The 19,521-nt window shown below is 63.9% G+C and carries 18 protein-coding genes; 10 read left to right on the top strand and 8 right to left on the bottom strand.

Going from position 1 to position 19,521, the window contains the following annotated elements; translation table 11 throughout:
- Nucleotides 1–209: 209 nt before the first annotated feature.
- From MF606_RS07060 to MF606_RS07045, 4 genes are all read right to left on the bottom strand, one after another.
- Nucleotides 210–2,177, bottom strand: coding sequence for a DEAD/DEAH box helicase (locus MF606_RS07060; protein WP_240233102.1), 1,968 nt, complete (start codon nucleotides 2,175–2,177; stop codon nucleotides 210–212).
- Between the two features lie 194 nt (nucleotides 2,178–2,371).
- On the bottom strand, nucleotides 2,372–2,578 hold the full coding sequence (locus tag MF606_RS07055) for a tautomerase family protein (RefSeq protein ID WP_240233101.1): 207 nt from the start codon (nucleotides 2,576–2,578) through the stop codon (nucleotides 2,372–2,374).
- Between the two features lie 5 nt (nucleotides 2,579–2,583).
- Nucleotides 2,584–3,006: a nucleoside-diphosphate kinase gene (gene ndk / locus MF606_RS07050; RefSeq protein WP_201655129.1), complete on the bottom strand. Its 423-nt coding sequence runs from the start codon at nucleotides 3,004–3,006 to the stop codon at nucleotides 2,584–2,586.
- A gap of 81 nt (nucleotides 3,007–3,087) precedes the next feature.
- The gene (locus MF606_RS07045) at nucleotides 3,088–3,495 is read right to left on the bottom strand and encodes a hypothetical protein (RefSeq protein ID WP_240233100.1); all 408 of its coding nucleotides are present in this window, start codon (nucleotides 3,493–3,495) and stop codon (nucleotides 3,088–3,090) included.
- Between the two features lie 183 nt (nucleotides 3,496–3,678).
- On the opposite strand from MF606_RS07045, the gene MF606_RS07040 reads away from it, so the two are divergent.
- The 4 genes from MF606_RS07040 (at nucleotide 3,679) to MF606_RS07025 (ending at nucleotide 7,915) form a co-directional block, all read left to right on the top strand.
- Complete coding sequence (locus MF606_RS07040) at nucleotides 3,679–5,547, top strand: ABC-F family ATP-binding cassette domain-containing protein (RefSeq protein WP_240233099.1); 1,869 nt, start codon at nucleotides 3,679–3,681, stop codon at nucleotides 5,545–5,547.
- The gene (locus MF606_RS07035) at nucleotides 5,544–5,975 is read left to right on the top strand and encodes a cupin domain-containing protein (protein WP_240233098.1); all 432 of its coding nucleotides are present in this window, start codon (nucleotides 5,544–5,546) and stop codon (nucleotides 5,973–5,975) included. Before MF606_RS07040 ends, MF606_RS07035 begins: the two co-directional genes overlap by 4 nt.
- 78 nt (nucleotides 5,976–6,053) lie before the next feature.
- Nucleotides 6,054–6,917, top strand: a complete 864-nt coding sequence (locus MF606_RS07030; protein WP_240233097.1) for a DUF4344 domain-containing metallopeptidase — start codon at nucleotides 6,054–6,056, stop codon at nucleotides 6,915–6,917.
- 80 nt (nucleotides 6,918–6,997) lie between these two features.
- Entirely contained in the window at nucleotides 6,998–7,915 is a 918-nt protein-coding gene (locus tag MF606_RS07025; RefSeq protein WP_240233096.1) for an ABC transporter substrate-binding protein, read from the top strand.
- On the opposite strand, the gene MF606_RS07020 is transcribed toward MF606_RS07025, so the two are convergent.
- The 3 genes from MF606_RS07020 to MF606_RS07010 all read right to left on the bottom strand — a co-directional run bounded on the left by MF606_RS07020 (nucleotide 7,916) and on the right by MF606_RS07010 (nucleotide 10,640).
- Nucleotides 7,916–8,533 carry a YitT family protein gene (locus MF606_RS07020; RefSeq protein ID WP_240233095.1) on the bottom strand — a complete coding sequence of 206 codons (618 nt, stop codon included), beginning with the start codon at nucleotides 8,531–8,533 and terminating at the stop codon, nucleotides 7,916–7,918.
- Complete coding sequence (locus MF606_RS07015) at nucleotides 8,530–8,979, bottom strand: DNA polymerase III subunit chi (RefSeq protein ID WP_240233094.1); 450 nt, start codon at nucleotides 8,977–8,979, stop codon at nucleotides 8,530–8,532. Before MF606_RS07015 ends, MF606_RS07020 begins: the two co-directional genes overlap by 4 nt.
- 179 nt (nucleotides 8,980–9,158) lie before the next feature.
- Nucleotides 9,159–10,640 (bottom strand): leucyl aminopeptidase, encoded by a 1,482-nt coding sequence (locus MF606_RS07010; protein WP_240233093.1) that lies wholly within the window; start codon nucleotides 10,638–10,640, stop codon nucleotides 9,159–9,161.
- A 213-nt stretch (nucleotides 10,641–10,853) separates the two neighbouring features.
- Between MF606_RS07010 and MF606_RS07005 the strand changes: the two genes are divergently transcribed.
- From MF606_RS07005 to rsmA, 6 genes are all read left to right on the top strand, one after another.
- Nucleotides 10,854–11,924 (top strand): LptF/LptG family permease, encoded by a 1,071-nt coding sequence (locus tag MF606_RS07005; RefSeq protein ID WP_240233092.1) that lies wholly within the window; start codon nucleotides 10,854–10,856, stop codon nucleotides 11,922–11,924.
- Nucleotides 11,921–12,991, top strand: a complete 1,071-nt coding sequence (locus tag MF606_RS07000) for an LptF/LptG family permease (protein ID WP_240233091.1) — start codon at nucleotides 11,921–11,923, stop codon at nucleotides 12,989–12,991. The genes MF606_RS07005 and MF606_RS07000 overlap by 4 nt, the downstream gene beginning before the upstream one ends.
- Before the next feature lie 26 nt (nucleotides 12,992–13,017).
- Complete coding sequence (locus tag MF606_RS06995) at nucleotides 13,018–15,297, top strand: LPS-assembly protein LptD (protein ID WP_240233090.1); 2,280 nt, start codon at nucleotides 13,018–13,020, stop codon at nucleotides 15,295–15,297.
- Nucleotides 15,298–15,391: 94 nt separating this feature from the next.
- Nucleotides 15,392–16,291 (top strand): peptidylprolyl isomerase, encoded by a 900-nt coding sequence (locus tag MF606_RS06990; RefSeq protein ID WP_240233089.1) that lies wholly within the window; start codon nucleotides 15,392–15,394, stop codon nucleotides 16,289–16,291.
- 54 nt (nucleotides 16,292–16,345) lie between these two features.
- Nucleotides 16,346–17,344 (top strand): 4-hydroxythreonine-4-phosphate dehydrogenase PdxA, encoded by a 999-nt coding sequence (gene pdxA, locus MF606_RS06985; protein WP_240233088.1) that lies wholly within the window; start codon nucleotides 16,346–16,348, stop codon nucleotides 17,342–17,344.
- Nucleotides 17,341–18,189 (top strand): 16S rRNA (adenine(1518)-N(6)/adenine(1519)-N(6))-dimethyltransferase RsmA, encoded by an 849-nt coding sequence (rsmA, locus tag MF606_RS06980; protein ID WP_240233087.1) that lies wholly within the window; start codon nucleotides 17,341–17,343, stop codon nucleotides 18,187–18,189. Before pdxA ends, rsmA begins: the two co-directional genes overlap by 4 nt.
- Here rsmA and MF606_RS06975 read toward each other — a convergent pair.
- On the bottom strand, nucleotides 18,186–19,421 hold the full coding sequence (locus tag MF606_RS06975; RefSeq protein ID WP_240233086.1) for an MFS transporter: 1,236 nt from the start codon (nucleotides 19,419–19,421) through the stop codon (nucleotides 18,186–18,188). The genes rsmA and MF606_RS06975 overlap by 4 nt on opposite strands.
- Nucleotides 19,422–19,521: the final 100 nt, after the last annotated feature.

Raw genomic sequence — 19,521 nt, 5'->3', positions numbered from 1 at the left:
ACATTTCACCCACCGGTGCTGCCCGCGGACTTGATCCGCGGGTATTCCGCTGCCTGTGCTGTGCTGAGAGTGGCCCTCGGGTCAAGCCCGAGGGAACGCCGGCGGGTGTGAATGCCACGAGCGGGCCTTGGGTTGCGCGTGCCCCCTCATCCGCCCTTCGGGCACCTTCTCCCACGAGGGGAGAAGGGGGGAGAACTTCGGCCGGTGCCCTAGACCTGTGGTTTGCGCTTTGGCTTGTGGTCTTTCTTGGCGGGCTTTTCCTTCTTGGCGAAGGGGGCGCCATCGGCGGGCTTGCCGGCCCATTTGGGCTTGCCCTTGTCCTTGCTTGGCGGAGCCTTGCTCACTTTGGGCGGGCGGGGCTTGTCGAAGTCCGGGCGTGGGGCGCGCGGTTCGTCGCCTGCGGGGTTCCAGCCGCCGGTGGATGCCGGAGCTTCAAGATCATCCGGGCGGAGGCCAGCCGAGCCATAGCGGGCCTTGCGGTCGGCGCGCTCGGGGCGCGGTGCGTTGGGGTCGTAGCGTTCGACGGGACCTGGGGGACGACGCTGGGACGGGGGCGGACCGGAGCGGCGTTCGCCGGGGCCGTCGACAGCGGAGATGGTGACGCCGCGTTCGCCCGAGCCGTTCTTCTCGATGCTGCGGGCAAAGGCGTCGGCCTTCTGGGCGGCGACTTCAAAGATGGATTCGGTGTCGAAAATGCGGATCGAGCCGATGGCGGTCTTGGTGACGTTGCCGGCCTTGCACAGCATGGGCAGCAGCCAGCGCGGCTCGGCCTTGTGCTTGCGGCCGACGGAGACCTTGAACCAGGTGCCGCCCTCGAACTTTTCGCGGGTGCGCGGGTCCTTGTCGCCGGGTTTGTCGAAGACCGGAGCATCGGACACATCCTCGGGCGCGGGGCGCGCGGCGAGCTGCTGACGCAGGTAAGCGGCGGCAATGGCCTCAGCGGAATGGCGGGCCATGAGCTGGGCGATGAAATCGGTTTCGTCTTCAGCGATGGGTTTGCTCAGCATGTCGTTGGCGAGGATGCTCTCGCGATAGCGGGCTTCGATGGCCTCGGCGGAGGGCGGCGCCATCATGGTAACGTCGAGCTTGGCGGTTTTGAGGACGCGCTGGGCAACGTTGCGGCGATGCATCGGCGAGATGATGACGCAGGTGCCCTTGCGCCCTGCCCGGCCGGTGCGGCCCGAACGGTGCAGCAGCGTATCGGGATTGGTCGGCAGATCGGCGTGGATGACGAGGTCGAGATTGGGCAGATCGATGCCGCGGGCGGCGACGTCAGTGGCGACGCAGATGCGGGCGCGACCGTCGCGCATGGATTGCAGCGCATTGGTGCGCTCGGCCTGGGAGAGTTCGCCCGAGAGGGTAACGACGTCGAAGCCCCTATTGTGGAGCCGCGCAGAGAGGTGCTTCACGCCTTCGCGGGTGGAGGCGAAGACGATGGTGTTGACCGCCTCGAAATAGAGCAGCGTGTTGATGATGGCGTTTTCGCGCTCGGCTGCAGGAACCAGCATCAGCTTGTAGTCGATGTCGGCATGCTGCTCGTTGGCGCTGGTGGCGGCGACGCGCAGCGCGTCGCGCTGGAAGGTTTTGGCGAGCTGGGCGATCGGCTTGGGGACGGTTGCGGAGAAAAGCAACGTGCGGCGATCTTCGGGGGCGGCGTCGAGAATGAATTCAAGGTCTTCGCGGAAGCCGAGATCGAGCATTTCGTCGGCCTCGTCGAGCACGACGGCGCGAAGCGCGGACATGTCGAGACCGCCGCGCGTGATGTGATCACGCAGGCGGCCGGGCGTGCCGACGACGATGTGGGCGCCGCGATCGAGGGCGCGGCGTTCGGTGCGGGCATCCATGCCACCGACGCAGGACGCGGTCTTGGCGCCGGCTTCGGCATAGAGCCAATCGAGCTCGCGCTGCACCTGCAGGGCCAGTTCGCGGGTGGGTGCGATGACGAGGGCCAGCGGGGCGCCGATTTCGGTGAAGCGCTCGGCGTCGCCGAGCAGCGTCGGGGCGATGGCCATGCCGAAGGCGACGGTCTTACCGGAGCCGGTCTGGGCGGAGACGAGCAGGTCGCGGCCGGCGGTTTCGTCTTCGATGATAGCGGCCTGGACGGGCGTCAGGGTCTCGTAGCCTTTGGCAGCAAGGGCACGGGCGAGCGGGGCGAGAATGGTCTCGGGAAGGGACAATGCGTTTCTTTCATGGGACGCCGATCAAGCAACGGCGTCATTCCCGCGTAAGCGGGAAGCCCACTTCTTGCGGATGGATCGGTAAGGGAGACCCGCCGGGGCGGGATAAGCTGTGGTGTTACCGGCACCATAGCACAAACAAAGCAAAAAGGCCGCCCGGCGGGCGGCCTGGTGTTCAATCGGTTTGCGCCACGTCAGTCCTTGGGCTGCTTGGCCAGTTCGGCCACGGACTTGCCCTTATAGCCCCAGTTCTCCTGAGGCACTTCGTCGATCACGACGAAGGTGGTTTCCGGACGCTTGTCCAGCACGCGGACCAACACGTCCGTAATACCCGCGATAACCTCGGACTTCTGCTCGGCAGTGACGTTGTTCTCGAAGATACGGACGTTGACGTAGGGCATTCTTATTAGCCGACCAGTTCGTCGTCGTTGAAGAAGAACTTGATCTCGGAGGCAGCGGTTTCCGGAGCGTCCGAACCGTGGACCGAGTTTTCGCCGATCGAGAGGGCGAATTCCTTGCGGATGGTGCCTTCGGCAGCGTTGGCCGGGTTGGTGGCGCCCATGACTTCGCGGTTCTTGAGGATGGCGCCTTCGCCTTCCAGAACCTGAACGACGACAGGCGAAGCAATCATCTGCTCGACCAGTTCGCCGAAGAAGGGGCGGTCCTTATGGACGCCGTAGAAGCCTTCGGCCTGAGCGCGGGTCATGTGGATCTTCTTGAGGGCGATCGGACGCAGACCGGCTTCTTCGAACTTGGCGATGATCTTGCCGATGAGGTTACGACGGACGGCATCCGGCTTGATGATGGAGAAGGTGCGTTCGAGCGCCATGGGGTCGATCCTTGAATGGGTCTGTTGGAAAGGTCGCGCCTTGTAGCGGGAGACTGCGACGGAGACAAGACGGGGCGGCGATCAGTCGGCTGGTGCGACACAATCCGCACCGGGATCGGCGATCTCGACCGTACCATGCGCCTGCGCATTGTTCTGCGGGTCGAGGACCGTGACATCGAGGTTGGCGATGTCGGCATGCGCCTCGATCACCTGCTCTACCGCGATAGGCACGATCTGCATGGTGCACATTTCAGATGTGCTGACCGTGGGAATAGTGACCGCAACGATGGTGCCGCGCGGCTCGGCCAGCTGGGCCGGCTCAACGGCCTGGCAGGCGCCGCCGTCAAAGGTGGCCGTGAGCAGCACGCGCTCGGCGTCGAGCCGGCAGGCCGAGAGGTCGGTGAAGCTCGGGGCCTCCTCGGCGAAGACAGCGCTGGCGAAGAGGCCGGCGATCAACAGGGCCGGAAGGGTCGTGAAGGGGGCGGGCATAGAATGTCTCTCCTCGATGAAATTCAGGGCCGTCCTGTCGGGGCGGTTGACCACCATGCGACGGCAACGGTTGCCATAAGCCTTGCTTAACTCTATCCAGCGGCAAACACTTTGTCGCAGGTCGTTTGCCGCATTGGCGCCGTTTGCCTTTCGGACCCTGCCCTCTCCTTAGATTGCCTGATCATGCTCGTTATCAATAACCTCACCTATCGCATCCAGGGCCGCGAACTGTTCGAAGACGCTTCGGTGGTGCTGCCGACTGGCTCCAAGACCGGCTTCGTGGGCAAGAACGGCACGGGCAAGACGACGCTGTTTCACCTGATCCAGGGGCATATCGGCGCCGATTCCGGGACGATGGAGCTCAACAGGAAGGCGCGTATCGGCGCGGTGGCCCAGGAAGCGCCGGCCGGCAATGAGAGCGTGCTCGAAGTGGTGCTGGCGGCCGACAAGGAACGCACGGCCCTATTGGCAGAGGCCGAGACAGCGACAGATCCCAACCGGATCAGCGAGGTCTATACCCGCCTGGCCGATATCGACGCCTACTCCGCCGACGCGCGGGCCTCGTCCATTCTCAAGGGACTGGGCTTCGAGCAGGATCGACAGAATTCGCCGACGCATGAATTGTCGGGCGGCTGGCGCATGCGCGTAGCACTGGCCGGCGTGCTGTTCAGCCAGCCCGACCTGCTGCTGCTCGACGAGCCGACCAACTATCTCGACCTGGAAGGCACGCTGTGGCTGGAAAAGTACCTCGCCACCTACCCCTACACCGTCTTCATGATCAGCCACGATCGTGACCTGCTCAACAAGTCGGTCAATTCGATCATCCATCTCGAGCATCGCAAGCTGACCTTCTACAAGGGCAATTACGACACGTTCGAAACGACGCGCCGCATGCAGATGGAGCTCAACAACAAGAGCCGCGACAAGGCGCTGGACCAGGTGGCCCATCTGCAGAAATTCGTCGACCGCTTCCGCGCCAAGGCCACCAAGGCCAAGCAGGCCCAGTCGCGCATGAAAATGATCGAGAAGCTGAAGCCGCCGGCGGCGATGTTCGACGAATATGCGGCGCCGTTCACCTTCCAGCAGCCCAAGGCCGAACAGGCGACACCGATGATCACGCTTGATGGCGTATCGGCCGGCTATGGCGACAGGACGGTGCTGCGAAACGTCACCATGCGCATCGACCCGGAAGATCGCATCGCGCTGATCGGCGTCAACGGCAATGGCAAGTCGACCTTTGCCAAGCTCTTGGCCGGCGACATCAGCCCGATGGGCGGGCAGTTGCGCAAGGGCAAGAAGCTCGAAATCGCGCATTTCGCGCAACACCAGATGGACAAGCTCAAGCCCGAATGGACGCCGTTCGAGCATGTCGTCGACCTGATGCCCACGGACAGCGAGGCCCGGCGGCGGTCGCGGCTGAGCCAGATGGGGCTGACCAAGTCGCGCATGGATACCAAGGCGAAGAACCTGAGCGGCGGCGAGCGGGCGCGCTTGCTGATGGGTCTCATCACGTTCGGCGGTCCGGGGATGATGATCCTCGACGAGCCGACCAACCACCTCGATATCGACAGCCGCGATGCACTGGTACATGCGCTGAACGACTATGAAGGCGCCGTGCTGATCATCAGCCACGATCGCCACCTGATCGAGGCGACCTGCGACACGCTGTGGATCGCCGAGAACGGTACCGTGCGCGAGCTGGACGAGGATCTGGACAGCTACCAGCGCAACATCACCTCGACCAAGGAAGGTAAGGGCAGCGGCGGTTCCAAGGGCGATCGCAAGGCCAACAAGCAGGAGGCCGCGGCCAAGCGAGCCGAGATCGCGCCGCTGAAGAGCGCCATTAAGGATGCGGAAACCAAGATCGCCCGTTTGAAGGTGGAAATCGGCAAAATCGACGCCCAGCTCGAGGACCCCAAGGTCTACAACGGCGCTCCCGACCGCATGATTGCGTTGGGCAAAGACAAGGCGCGATTCGGCGCTGATCTAGAGACCACCGAAGAGCAATGGCTGGCGCTGAGCGCCGAGTTAGAGGAAGCCGAGCGCGCATGAGCAAGCTCGCCGCCAAGGATGTGATCTTTACCCTCGGGATGGAACGCCACCCCGAGGGCGGCTGGTATGCCCGCACATTCGAGGACCAGGTCAGCGCCGACGGTCGTGCCCAGTCTACGGCGATCTATTATCTGCTCGAAGCGGGCGATGCCTCGCATTGGCACCGCGTCGATGCGGTCGAGGTGTGGCACTACTACGCCGGTGCGCCGCTCAATCTGCGGATATCGGACGGCAAGACGGTGGTCGAGCACCGCCTGGGCAATGACCTGCATGCTGGTGAGCGGCCGCAGGTCGTGGTGCCGCGCGATGCCTGGCAGTCGGCTGTCAGCACGGGTGGCTGGACGCTGGTGGGATGCACGGTGGCGCCGGGCTTCCAGTTCTCCGGATTCGAGCTGGCCGACCCCGATTGGGAGCCGGGGAAGGATTAACCTGTCCCTGCCGCCCCCGTTGACAGTGACAGGCCGTTGCCGTCTGCTGTCGATCTCGAAGGTTGCCGAAAGAGCATCATGCGCATCCCTGGTTCAAAGCTGGCCGTTGCCTTGCTGCTTTGCCTGCTCGCATTTATCGGCGCCATTCAGGCGCAAGAGCTGACCAAGAGCCAGCGCGCAGAAATCCGTCGCTTTGCCTATAATAACAGCCTGTTCGTGCTCTATCACGAAGTGGCGCATCTGCTGTTCCACCAGCTCGAACTTCCGATCCTGGGTAAGGAAGAGGATGCGGCCGACAATATGGCCACGTGGATTTTGCTCAACAAGCGCACCGAGGCGACCGACAAGGCCCTGGCCGACGCGGCGCAGGGTTGGGTTCTGTCGGGCATTGCCTATGACAGCGGCGGCGAGGAAAGCGACTACGCGGCCAGTCACAGCCTCGACAAGCAACGCGCCTACCAGATCGTCTGCCTGATGGTGGGCAGCGACGACGCTGCGTTCCGTCCCATCGCCAACGAATACCGGATGGACAGCGACCGCCAGGAAACCTGTGCCTGGGACTATGAGACGGTCGATCGGAGCCTGAAGGGCCTGCTGGGTGGGCGCAATAACAAGGCCGGACAAGGCACTGATGTGACCGTGACCTATCACGACGCCGGCGGCCGGCTCAAAGCGGCAGCGGATGCGTTCAAATCGAGCGGCGTGTTCGATCAGGTTGCGGACGAGCTGCGGCAGAATTACAGCCTGCGCGAGCCCGTGCAGTTCAACGCCAAGCGCTGTGGCGAGGCCAATGCCTTCTATGATCCGGAAACGGTGGAAGTCATCTTCTGCTACGAGCTGATGCAGGACTATATGGACCTCTATGCCGACAGCATGCCCGAGGAAGTGGCCCCTGCCCCACGCCAAACCGGCGTCGGTAAGGAGAAGAACTCCAAGTTCTAGGACCTCGCCTAAAACTTGATATTGACAGTCAATATTAAGGCGATCCACAAAGCGCAGCATTGTTGCCTTGGGGATCAGCCATGACGCTCACGCTTTCTCGCCGCCATTTCGCTCTGGGAGGCGCGGGCATCGTGCTTTCGGGCCTGCTGCCCCGTGCGGCGTTCGCGCAGACGGCCACTCGATCAGTCACAACCAAATACGGCACTTACGACATTCCGGCCGACCCGCAGCGTGTGGTCTGCATCGACTCCCGGCTTGACCTGCAACCGGCGCTGGCGCTGGGCCTACCGGTGGTCGGATACGGGCACTCGCAGCCCGGAGGCTGGGTGCCTGTCCCCGAAGGGCTCGAATTCTATGGCTCCGAGGTCAATATCGAGCAGGTGCTGGCGTCGGACCCCGACCTCATCATCTGCGCCGACTACGATCCGGACAGTGTGTGGTGGCCGGCCAACAAGCTGCGCGAGATCGCTCCGGTAGTGCCGACTTCGGGTGGCAAACCGTGGAAGGAAGCGTTCCGCGAACTCGCGACCCTGCTGGGGATGGACGGCCATGGCGAAGCGGCCATTGCCGAATACGATGCACTGATAGCTGAGATCAAAGAGCGGCATGGCGAGAAGCTGGCTACCAAGACCGTGGTCAGCGTGCAGCCAGGCGAAGGCGTGCTCTATGTTATGAACGGGCCGAAAATGCTGCAGCCGCAAGTGCTCGCCGACCTCGGCGCCAAGACGTTGCCGCCCGCCGCCGACCAGCTCTACGACAGCGGCGAGATTGCTGCGGAGGCGTTCGGCGATACCTTGGGCGGGGTCGACGGCATCCTGCTGGCGACGACATCGCCGGAAGGGGCCAGCATGCTGGATGGGGAGGCCCTCTGGTCGCGCTTGCCGGCAATCGAGGCCGGGGCCCTGATCGCGTCAAACGGCAATATCAACTATGGCAGCCTCTATTCAGCAATCCAGGTCGCCAAGCTGGTGGACGAGCTCTACGGCAAGATCACCTGATCAGGAGAAGCCGACATATCGCCCTGGCTTGTGGTTGAGGGCGATGATGAAGTTCATCACCAGCGCGCCCAGGATCGAGTAGAGCACTCGGTCCAGCGGCAGGATGAAAAAGGCCGCGACCAGGATGACGGCATCGACGCCGAGCTGGAAGTAGCCCGCGCGGATTCCGAAGTTTTCCTGCAAATAGAGCGACAGGATATTGATGCCGCCGACGCTGGCCTTGTGGCGGAACAGCGAGAGAATACCCAGGCCAATCATGCCGCCACCGACCAGCGCGGCGAAGAGCGGGTGAATGCTGCTGATATCGAGCCAGTCGGGAATGTGCGCAGTGAAATAGGATACCAGGCCCACGCAGACGAAGGTCTTGATGGTGAAGGGCCAGCCCATGCGCAGGACCGCCAACACGTAGAACGGCAGGTTGACGGCGAAAAACAACCAGCCGAACGGAATGCCGGTGACGTATTGCAGCAGCAGGGCCAGACCGGCGGTGCTGCCGGTGGTCAGCGTAACCTGCGCGTAGAAGACAATGCCCAGCGATAGCAGCATGGTGCCGATAAGCATGGCGAAGATGTCTTCGTGCAGCCGATGGCGGCTGGGCGTCGAAAGATCAGGCGTCATGCTTTCTTGACCCAGCGGCCGTCGGCTTCCTGCTGCCAATAAGTCAGGGAATTGCCACCTTCCTTGAGGGCCTTCCAGGCAATTCGAGCCTCAGCCACAGCGTCGGGATCGTGGCCGGAGAACATGTAGACGACGCGTTCGTAGCCGTCAGCCGACTGAGGCACGGCACGATCGATGAAGAAGCGGCATGCGGCGCCGTTGGGGTTATCGGTGCCGGTGGTGATCAGGATCGGCTGATGCGCGTCGGGGCCCTCGCCCGCCAAGCCGTGGGCGAGGAAACTGTCCTCGCGATAGGTCCAGAGGTGGGCGTCCAGGGCTTCGGCGCGCTCGGTGGAGCCGACTTCGATGACCGCGCGCCAACCACGCTCAAGCGTCTTTTCAAGAAGCTGGGGGATGACCGCTTCGAGTGGACGGACTTCGAGGTGGTAGAAGAGAACGTCGGGCATGAGCCTACTTAAGCGGTGGAGATGGGCGGGCGGAAGCGAATTCTCCACATTCGCTGTGTCATTCCGGCGAACGCCGGAATCCAGCCTGAGATGACTGAGCCGGCCGTGCTCGTGGAAAGCCCTCAGGATGGATCCCGGCTTTCGGCGGGATGACATCGTGTTTGCCGAGCTTGCGCCGATCAGCCCTGATAATAATCCCTTACCAGCCGATCCAGCAGAGCTACGCCGAAGCCGGGGGCCCAGGAGGTGTTGACCTCGCTGTTGCTGGCGCCGAAGGCGGTGCCGGCGATGTCGAGGTGGGCCCAGGGTACGTCGTTGACGAAGCGCTGGAGGAACTGGGCTGCGGTGATGGAGCCGGCGGGGCGGCCGACCGAGTTGCGGATATCGGCGAACTTGGACTCGATCAGCTTGTCATAGGCGGCGGCCAACGGCATGCGCCAGAGCTTCTCATTGGCGTTGAGGCCGGCGTTGAGGAGCTGGATGGAGAGCTCGTCATTGTTGGAGAACAGGCCGGCATGCTCGTGGCCGAGGGCAACAACGATAGCGCCGGTGAGCGTCGCGAGGTTGATCATGAAGCGCGGCTTGAAGCGGTCCTGCGTGTACCAGAGCGCATCGGCCAGCACGAGGCGGCCCTCGGCGTCGGTGTTGATGACCTCGATGGTGGTACCGCTCATCGCCTTGACGATGTCGCCCGGGCGAACGGATTTGCCCGAGGGCATGTTTTCGACGAGACCTATGACGCCAACGGCGTTGACCGGCGCCTTGCGCGTCGCCAGCGCCAGCATAAGGCCAGTGACGGCGGCGGCGCCGCCCATGTCGCCCTTCATATCCTCCATGCTCGCGGCGGGCTTGATGGAGATACCACCGGTATCGAAGACCACGCCCTTGCCCACGAAGGCCAGCGGCGCGGCGCCGACATCGCCACCGCGCCATTGCATGACGACAAGGCGCGCCGGACGATCGGAGCCCTGGGCGACGCAGAGCAACGAGCCCATGCCGAGCTTTTCGAGGGCTGCGGGTTCGAGGATTTCGATCTCGACGCCGAGCTTGCCAAGCTCCGCGGCGCGGGCGGCGAACTCGACCGGGCCCAGGGCGTTGGCAGGCTCGTTGATGAGGTCGCGGGCCAGCAGGGTGCCGTCGACCGTAGCGCCGCGATCGGCGATGGCCGCAGCGGCCGCAGCGGGATCGGCAACGTGCAGGGTAACGGCGAGATCGGCGACCACGTCGTCGGCGCGGGCCGACTTGTATTTGTCGAACTTGTAGTGCCGCAAGCGCAGGCCGGCGGCGAGTTCGCCGATGGCGGCGGGGGTGACGCCGGGCTCGTCGACTACCACGGCTACCGTTTCGGCGCGCGTCGCGGCGATCTTGGCCAGCAATGAGCCGCCACGATCAGTCCAGCCGTTGAGCGGCGTTTCGCTACTGGCCTTGCCGCTGCCGAGCACGAGGAGGCGTTTGCCGCCCTGCCCCAGGATATCGAGCGACTGCCCCTGCTTGCCCTTGAACGCGCCGGCCGCCGCGGTCACCGACCAATCAAGCCCGGTGGCCGACCAGATCGCGGCAGCGGCGCCAGCGGGCGCCTCGCCTTCGGCGGCATAAATGACGATCAAGGCGGCAGACGCGCCGGCGAGAGCTGACGTGCGGATAGCGAGAGACTGGGACATGAAGATTGGCCTTGGTGGGCAAAATGGCGTGGACGCGCCGGAGACTGAAAGTCCTACATTGAGGTGTTTAGGCGGCGCGTCAATCCCGCAACAGGCGAGCAGACAAATCCGTGCACAGCCGGCGATGCGCTTGTCTGGCGAGACGAACTGGACCAAGTTCGCCCCGGCAGCCGGGACATATTTCTGGCATGCGCGACGACTAGAACGGGCAGCATGAAACGACTGACGGCCTATCTCTCACGCCTGTTCATGACAGACGCGCTGATTCTGTTCGGCGTGGTGTGCTTCCTGCTATGGCTGGTCAACTGCCTGCGCTCGTTCGACGTGGTGTCGGTGAAGGGCCAGAGCATTCTGACGCTGGCGGCGCAGGGCCTGCTGACCATGCCGCAATTGTCGATCGCGTTCTTCTATGTCTGTGTCGGCATCGGCCTGGCGCGGGCGCTGCAGGCCCTGCAGGCCAACCGCGAGCTGCACATCATTCACACCAGTCACGGGCTAGGCTCGCTGTGGAGCGCCACGGCGGTGGTGGCCGGCGCGGGCGTGATCTGCGTGCTGCTGCTGTCGAATTTTCTCGAGCCCTATGCCAACCGCCGCCTCAACGTGCTCACGGCCAGCGTAGCGGCGGACCTGGTTAGCTCGACCCTCAAGCCGCAGCGCTTTACCCAGGTCACCCCGGGCGTGGTGCTGCTGATCGGCGGGCGATCGGGCGACGGCGAAATCCAGGAATTCTTCGCCGATGACCGGCGCGACCCGGAAACGCGGCGAACCTACATCGCACAAGCGGCGCGCGTGTCGACGGATGGCACGAATTACGTGATCGAGCTGCGCGATGGCTCGCTGCAATACACCGAGGCCGATGGCCGGTTCTCGAAGGTCACGTTCGGGCGATATGACCTGAGCGTAGACCGGCTCTCCCAACCGATGGGCGTGCCAAATCCGCTGCTCGAGATCGACAGCCTGACACTGGTCAGCAACGCGATCCGTTCGGGCGCATGGCCGCAGGACGTGGTGTCGCTGCTAGTCAATCGTGCCTCCGAAGGCCTGCGGGTGATCGGCATCTGCATGGTCGTGCTGGCTGTGTCGGGCTTTCCCAGTGGGCGCCGGTCTCGCTTCAATGTGCCGATGGAGGCCATCGTCATGCTGCTGGCCTTCGGGGAGCGTGGCATCAGCGCTTATAGCCCGTTGGGCCCGTCAACCGGGGCGCTGTTGATGATCATCGGCGGTGGCGCGGTTCTGATCGCCAGGACCTGGGTGCGTCCCGCTCCGCAGGTGGTGACGGCATGACGCGCGTCGACTGGGTCGTCCTCAACCGGCTGGGCAGCCGCATCGGTGTGACGGTGTTCGTCTTTTACGGGCTGATCGCGCTGGTGGAATCGCTCGACACTTGGCGGTTCAATTTCGTCGCGGACAATCATGGCCTGCCGATGGCCCTGGTAATGGTGGCCATGAGCGCGGTGCGCTGGACCATCAAGACCCTGCCGGTCACGGTGCTGATGGGGGCCGTTCTGGGCTTCATGGAGTTGAAAGCGCGGCACGAGCTGACGGTCATTCAGTCCAGCGGCATTTCGATCTGGCGGCTGGTTCGGGCACCGACTATCGCGCTGATTTTGGCTGGTTTTGCGATCGCGCTGGCGGCCGAAACCGTGAGCACGCAGATCAACCGGCAGCTCAGCCCCACCCCGCCTGGCCAGGTGAGTCAGTTGGTCCCGGCGGGAGAAATCTGGCTGGAGCAGCGGAGCGGCGACAGCCACTATGTCATCATGGCCAATGGCATGCTGAACGGCGGACGCCTGCTGGCCGATGTTACCTTGTTCCACCTGACGCCGGGAATGGAGGAGCGCATCGAAGCGCCCGAAGCAATGCTCGAAGATGGGCAATGGGTTATGCCGCAGGCGACGACGCGCAGCGCCGACCAGCCGGCGCGGACGCTGCTGAATTATCGGCTGCCCACGAATACCACGCCGGCCGAGCTCAGCCTCAAGCTCTCTTCGACCGAAGACATGACATTTTTTGAGCTGGCGCAGTTACTTCAGGCGGGCGTCGCGGACCCCACGATCCGTACGGCGGCGACCATGCGGCTGATTAAACTGCTGGCTCTGCCGCTGGTGCTAACGGGTTCGCTCTTCATTGCTTTTGCGTTTACCGCAGGTTATCGAAGGTCATCTAATTATGGTCCGGCGGTCCTCTATGGGATCGTGCTTGGCTTCGTTGTGTTCGTGATTACCGAGATGGCCGACCGCGCCGGGTCGACCGGTGTTCTCGATCCCACGTTTGCGGCGGTCGGGCCGGCGTTTGTAGCTATCGTCATCGGTGTGACGGTGCTGTTGCACAAGGAAGACGGGCGCGCGTGAAGACAAGGGGCTGGGGCGAAAGGATTGTGTCGTCGCTTCGCCTGGCTAGCGCCAGCGCGGTGCTGATGCTTGCCCTCGCCACCGCAACCTCAGCGCAGGGTCTTGTTCCGGCTGATCTTTTCAATGCGCCCATCGACTCGTCCGCGCCAGCCGGCGTCGAGGCGAACAGCCTCGTGTTCGAGGGCGCCACCGGCATCATCACCGCCAATGGCGACGTGGTGTTGACGCAAAGCGGCTACACGCTGACCGGGCAAAGCCTGGTCTATGATCGCCGCAGCAAGACGGTTCATTTCAGCGGCGCCGTGACCATCCTCGACCCATCGGGCAATCTGATGGAAACGCAGGACCTGGAAGTGACCGGCGGGATGAAGCAGGCCTTCATCAATTCGCTAACCATCACGACCTATGACGGCGCGCGCATTACCGCTGACAGCGTGGACTATGACGCGGCGCTACAAACGCTGCTGCAGGATGCCAGTTATGCACCCTGTGGCGAGTGCGTCGACGATCAGGGCCGCCGGATCGGCTGGTCGGTCAATGCCGCGCAGATCACCTACAATGCCGAGGATGGCTCGCTCTATCTCGAGCAGCCCACCCTGTCCTTGCTGGGCATTCCTGTTGCCTGGCTGCCGTTTCTGTGGCTGCCTGATACGAGCGAGGCGGCCCTCGCCAATGTGCGTACGCCATCGATCGACTATAGCGATGCCATCGGCCTCAAGGTCGAGGTGCCGGTGACGGCCTATTCGAGCCGCTGGACCGATATCATCCTGACCCCGACGCTGCTGACCCGCCAAGGGTTCCTGTTGGGCGCAGAGTGGGTGCAGAGGTTCGACGCCGGTTCATTCCAGATCAAGGCGTCCGGGCTTTATCAGTTCGACAAGAATGCCTTTACCTTCAGCGAGGCACAAACCGACTGGCGCGGCGCCGTTCAGACATCGGGTGAATTCCGCCCGATCGAGGACTGGAAGGTGGGCTGGAGCTACACCGCCTTCACCGACGCTGCCTATCTTATCGACTACCGGATGAGCACAGCCAAATCGTCGGTCAACGAGGTCTACGCGACCCATGTTACCGACGACACCTTCATCGATGCGCGCGTGCAGCAGTTCAACTTGCTGGGCAATGTGACGGCGGCCGACCAAGGCAAACAGGGGCAGGCCCTGCCCGCCTTGCGGTATGAGCATATCGAAGAACTAGCGCCGGGCCTGGGCCGGATCGAGATCAGCGCGCGGCTGCTGGGCGTGCGGCGCGACCTCGATTCCGCCACTGATATCAACGGCGTGCCCTACACATTCGGCTATTCCGGCAACAAGCAGCATGCGAGCTTCCAGGCCGGATGGCAGACGCAGTGGATTGGCGCGGGCGGCTTCGTCGCGACGCCCTATCTCGGTGGTCGCGCGGATGTCGCATATTACGACGGCAGCAGCGCGCTCCCCGCGGCCCCTGGCGAGACGACGCTATGGAGCGCCACACCGATCGCGGCGATGGACGTGCGCTTTCCCATGGCAGCAAACGACGGCTCGACCGTGCATCTGATCGAGCCGATCGGGCAGTTGGTCTATCGCGGGTCCAACACCACGGCGGTCGGCATCACCAATGACGACGCTCAGAGCTTCGTGTTCGATGACACAAACCTGTTCAGCTACAACCGTTTCTCAGGCAATGACCGGCAGGAGACCGGCCTGCGGGCCAATATTGGCGGCCGCTACCAAGCTAACTTCGCTGACGGCAGCTATCTGGAGCTGATCGCGGGTGGATCGTTCCAGCTCGCCGGCCCCAATGCGTTCGCGGCGGCAGACCCGGCGCAAACGGCTGTCGGCGCGGGCCTGAGCGACGGAGCCTCTTACGCAGTGCTGGGCGCCTATGGCTCGTTCCTGCCGGGGTTCGAGGTGGGCGGCAAGCTGCAGGTCAATGCGAGCGACCCGAAGGTCACCCGAGCCGGACTGGGCGCCAGTTTTGCGAATTCGGGCTACTCTGCGACCCTCGACTACAATTTCATCGCGGCCAACGCCGCGACCGGCCAACTCGCGGACCAGCACCAGATCGGTGCCGAAGTTGGCGTGCCGGTGGCCGAGTACTGGACGGTCCGCGCCAACACCTATTGGGACCTCGCCGCGAACAACTGGCTGCAGGTGGGCGGCGCGCTGACCTATGACGATGGCTATCTGGTGGTCGGCGCCGGTGTGACCCGGACGGGACCCACCCACACGACTGCCAACGATACCCGGTTCACGGCAACGTTCCGTCTAAAGGCCCCCGCCGGGTTCGATCTCGGCTATAGTGGCGGTGTCGGCTTGCCCAGGTGAACCGGATTTTGGCCGTATTCAGCGAGCAATTGACAGCGACATTTTCCCGCCGCATGGAAGCGGGAGCACACGAAATTCGAGGCGAGCGACAATAATGGCGAACGGTTTCTGGGGGCGCGCAACTGGCGCCGTTATCATGGGTGCGGTGCTGACCATTGCTGCGGCTATGCCAGCCCTGGCTCAGAACGTGCGCGTCACCGTCAACGGCACGCCGATTACCGACATGCAGGTTGCCCAGCGCGTGAAGCTGTTCGCGCTCGAAGGCAACAATGGTGGGCAGAAGGGCGCGACCGATCAGTTGATCGATGAAGCCATCCAGATGACCGAGGCCAAGCGCCTCGGCATCACGGTCTCCAATGCGCAGGTGGATGACGCGTTCCTGCAGATCGCTCGCAACCTCAATGTCAGCCAGGAACGGCTGGCGCAGATGCTGCAGCAGGGCGGCATCAACATGGATACGCTCAAGGATCGCCTGCGCGCCGCGATCGCCTGGAACGGCGTGACAGAAGCGGCCATCATGCCGCAGGTGCAGATTTCGGACCTTGACCTGGACCAGCAGGCGGCAGGTCAGCTCCAAGCCTATCAGAACTTCGACTATATCCTCAAAGAGATCATTTTTGTCGGCCAGGGCTCCAGCAACCGCACCGGCCAGGCCAATCGCTACAAGGCGAGCTTTGCTGGCTGCGATACGGCCGTCGATCTGTCGCTTGGTTTCACCGACGCCGCCGTGATCGATGTCGGCCGTCGTCATGCCACGCAGATGCCTGAAGCCATCGCCAAGGAACTGGCCGGCCTCAATGTCGGCGGCATCACCAAGCCGCGTGTCGTGGAGAATGGCGTGTCGATGCTGGCAGTCTGTGAGAAGACGCAGGCGCAGGATCTGACCTTCATCAAGGGCGACCTCCGCGCAGAGGCCGGCAACGAGGCTCTGAGCGGCCGCGTCAGCAGCTACATGGAACAGCTGCGCAAGAACGCCAAGATCATCTACAACTAAGCACGGATGGCCCGCGTCGCGGGCCTTTCTGCCTGTTCACCGACGGGGGCCGAGATGGACAAGCCGCTGGCCATCAGCATGGGCGAACCTGCGGGTGTGGGGCCGGACATCGTGCTGGGCCTCTATGCGCGCCGGCGGGAGCTGGGGCTGAGTCCATTCTGCCTGTTCGGAAACACCGACTTTCTGAGGGCCAGGGCCGAACGCCTGGGTCTGAGGATCGAGATGATCGAAGTGGCGGTGGCCGATGCGGCGCCGGCGTTTGCCGATAGCCTGCCGATCGTGCCAATCGAGGGTCTGGTTTCCGACAATCCTGGACATGCGTCGCCACTATCAGCCAATGCGGTTATCGGATCGATCGCCGCTGCAATGGACGCCACTCTCACCGGAACCTGCCGGGCGCTGGTAACGGCGCCGATTCACAAGGCTGCCCTCTATCATTCCGGCTTCAAGCACCCTGGTCACACCGAGTTTCTCGCTGAGCTTTGCGCGCGGGGCGGCAAGCCGCCGCTTCCTGTGATGATGCTCGCCCACGGCGGATTGCGCACCGTGCCGGTGACCATTCATGTGCCGATCAAGGATGTGGCCAGCCTGCTGACGCGCGACCTCATCGTTGAGACCGTGCGGGTGGTGGCGCATGACCTCAAGCAGCGCTTTGGTATCGCAGAGCCGCAGATTGCCGTGGCAGGCCTCAATCCGCACGCGGGTGAAGGCGGAGCCATCGGGCGGGAGGACCTGGAGATCGTGGCGCCGGCGGTGGCACAGTTGCAATTCGAGGGGATCGCCGTGGAAGGCCCCCTGCCCGCCGACACGCTGTTCTACCCCACGCATTGGGCGCGCTATGACGCGGTGGTAGCGATGTATCACGATCAGGCGCTGATCCCGATCAAGACTGTCGCATTCGAGGACGCCGTCAACGTGACGCTGGGCCTGCCCATCGTGCGGACGTCGCCCGATCACGGAACAGCATTCGACCTGGCTGGAACGGGCCGCGCCTCGTCCAAGAGCTTTCTAGCGGCCATCAGCATGGCCGACGGCATGACGGCGCGCTCATGAGCCAGATCGACAATCTGCCGCCGCTGCGCGAAGTCATCGCCGAGCACGGGCTGCGCGCCAAGAAGGAGTTGGGGCAGAACTTCTTGCTGGACCTCAACCTGACGTCGCGCATTGCGCGGGTCGGCGGTTCGCTCGAGGGTGTGCGGGTGATTGAGGTCGGACCGGGTCCCGGTGGTTTGACGCGAGCGCTGCTGGCCGAGGGGGCGCGCGAAGTGGTGGCGATCGAGCGCGATGCCCGGGCGCTGCCGGCGCTGGTGCAGATTGCCGAGGCTTACCCGGGTAGGCTGACCGTCATCAGCGGCGACGCCATGGAGATGGATTATCGGCTGCTCGCCGATGGCCCGACGAGGATCATTGCCAACCTGCCCTACAATATCGCAACGCCGCTGCTGACCGGCTGGCTGACGCTCGACCCATGGCCGAGCTTTTTCGAGAGCCTGACGCTGATGTTCCAGCGCGAGGTTGCCGAGCGCATTTGCGCCAAGCCCAGTGAGGATCCCTATGGCCGGCTCGGCGTGCTCGCCGGATGGCGGACCGAGGCGCGGATTGCGTTCAATGTGGGCCGTCAGGCCTTCGTGCCGCCGCCCAATGTGACATCGGCCGTGGTTCATCTGGTGCCGAAAACGATCGGTGACGATGTGACGGTGAAGAACCTCGAACATGTCACCCGTGCGGCTTTTGGTCAGCGGCGCAAGATGGTGCGGCAGAGCCTCAAGGCCGTGGGTGTGCCGATGGAGGGCCTGCTGGCGGCCGGTGGACTCAAGGGCGATGAGCGGGCCGAGGACCTGCCGGTGGAAGCATTCCTGGCTATGGCGCGAGCGCTGCCGGCATTGCGGCAGGGCTAGACACCCGCGGGCGGCTCTAGTGGCCGTTCGGGCATAGGCAGCGCTGGCAGCGCCATCAGGCGGATGGCGATGAGCATGGCGACGATGATGGCGCCGCCGCTGACCAGCATGACGCCGTTCCAGCCCCAGGCGATCCAGGCGTAGCCACCCAGCGTGCCGAGGATGGACGAGCCGAGATAATAGGCGAAGAGGTAGATGGCGGACGCCTGTGCGCGCCCGACCAGCGCACGGCGGGCAACCCAGGCGCTGGCAATGCCGTGGGCGGCGAAGTAGCCAATGGTGGCGATCGCCAGGCCGGCGATGATCGCGGGTGTGCTGGGGAGTAGCGTGAGGAATACGCCGACGGCCATTGTCAGGACCATGGCCCAATAGACCTTACGTCGACCCAATTGCTGGGCGAGGCCACCGGCCCAAGCGGAGCTGACACTGCCGAAGAGATAGACCACGAAGATGGCCGCGATGGCGGAGTGGCTGAGCGCGAATGGCGGCAGGGCCAGGCGGAAGCCGGCATAGTTGTAGAGCGTGACAAAGCTGCCCATCAGCAGGAATGCCGAGGCGAATAGCCAGGGAAGCCCGGCGTCGTTGAACTGCACCCGCACGAGATGTGCGAGTTGGCGCAGGCCTGGCCGGGTGCGGGAGGAGTTCTGTGGTGTCGGCAGCAGGATCACGACAACAATGGCCGCTATTGCGATGGCGCCTCCGAGGACGCCGAGCGCCGGGCGCCAGCCGATCCAGTCCGCCAGCACGCCGGAGACCAGTCGCCCGGCCATGCCGCCAATAGCCGTACCGCCAATGTAGAGCCCCATCGAGAAACCCAGAGCGTCAGGGTCGATCTCTTCGGCCAGATAGACCATAGCGACCGCCGGGAGGCCCGAGAGCGTCAGCCCCATTGTGGTGCGGATGATCAGCAGTGACCACCAGTTGGGGGCAAGCGGCAGCAGGAGGCCAAGGCCGGCCGTAAGGAGGATCGCCCATACCATGAGCGCCTTGCGACCCACACGGTCCGCCACCCAACTGGCGAATAACAGGGCGATGGCCAGCGTGGCGGTGGTGACGGAGAGGGCCAGCGAGCTGGCGCCGGCATCGAGGCCGAACTCGGCGGCAAAGATCGGCAGCAGCGGCTGCACCGAGTAGAGCGAGGCGAAGATGGCGAAGGCTGAGAGAAAGAACGCGATGTTGGCGCGGTAGAAGGCCGGGGTACCTCGGCGGATGACGGTGGGTGGCCTGATCATGTCCTGCCTCCTGTTTCCACCGTCATTGCCCGGCTTGTCCGGGCAATCCACCGGCATCGCATGGACCACCCGGATAAGCCGGGTGGTGACGATCGCGAGA

Source organism: Devosia lacusdianchii, from assembly GCF_022429625.1.
Classification (GTDB): domain Bacteria; phylum Pseudomonadota; class Alphaproteobacteria; order Rhizobiales; family Devosiaceae; genus Devosia; species Devosia lacusdianchii.
This window is presented reverse-complemented; position numbering and strand designations above follow the sequence as displayed.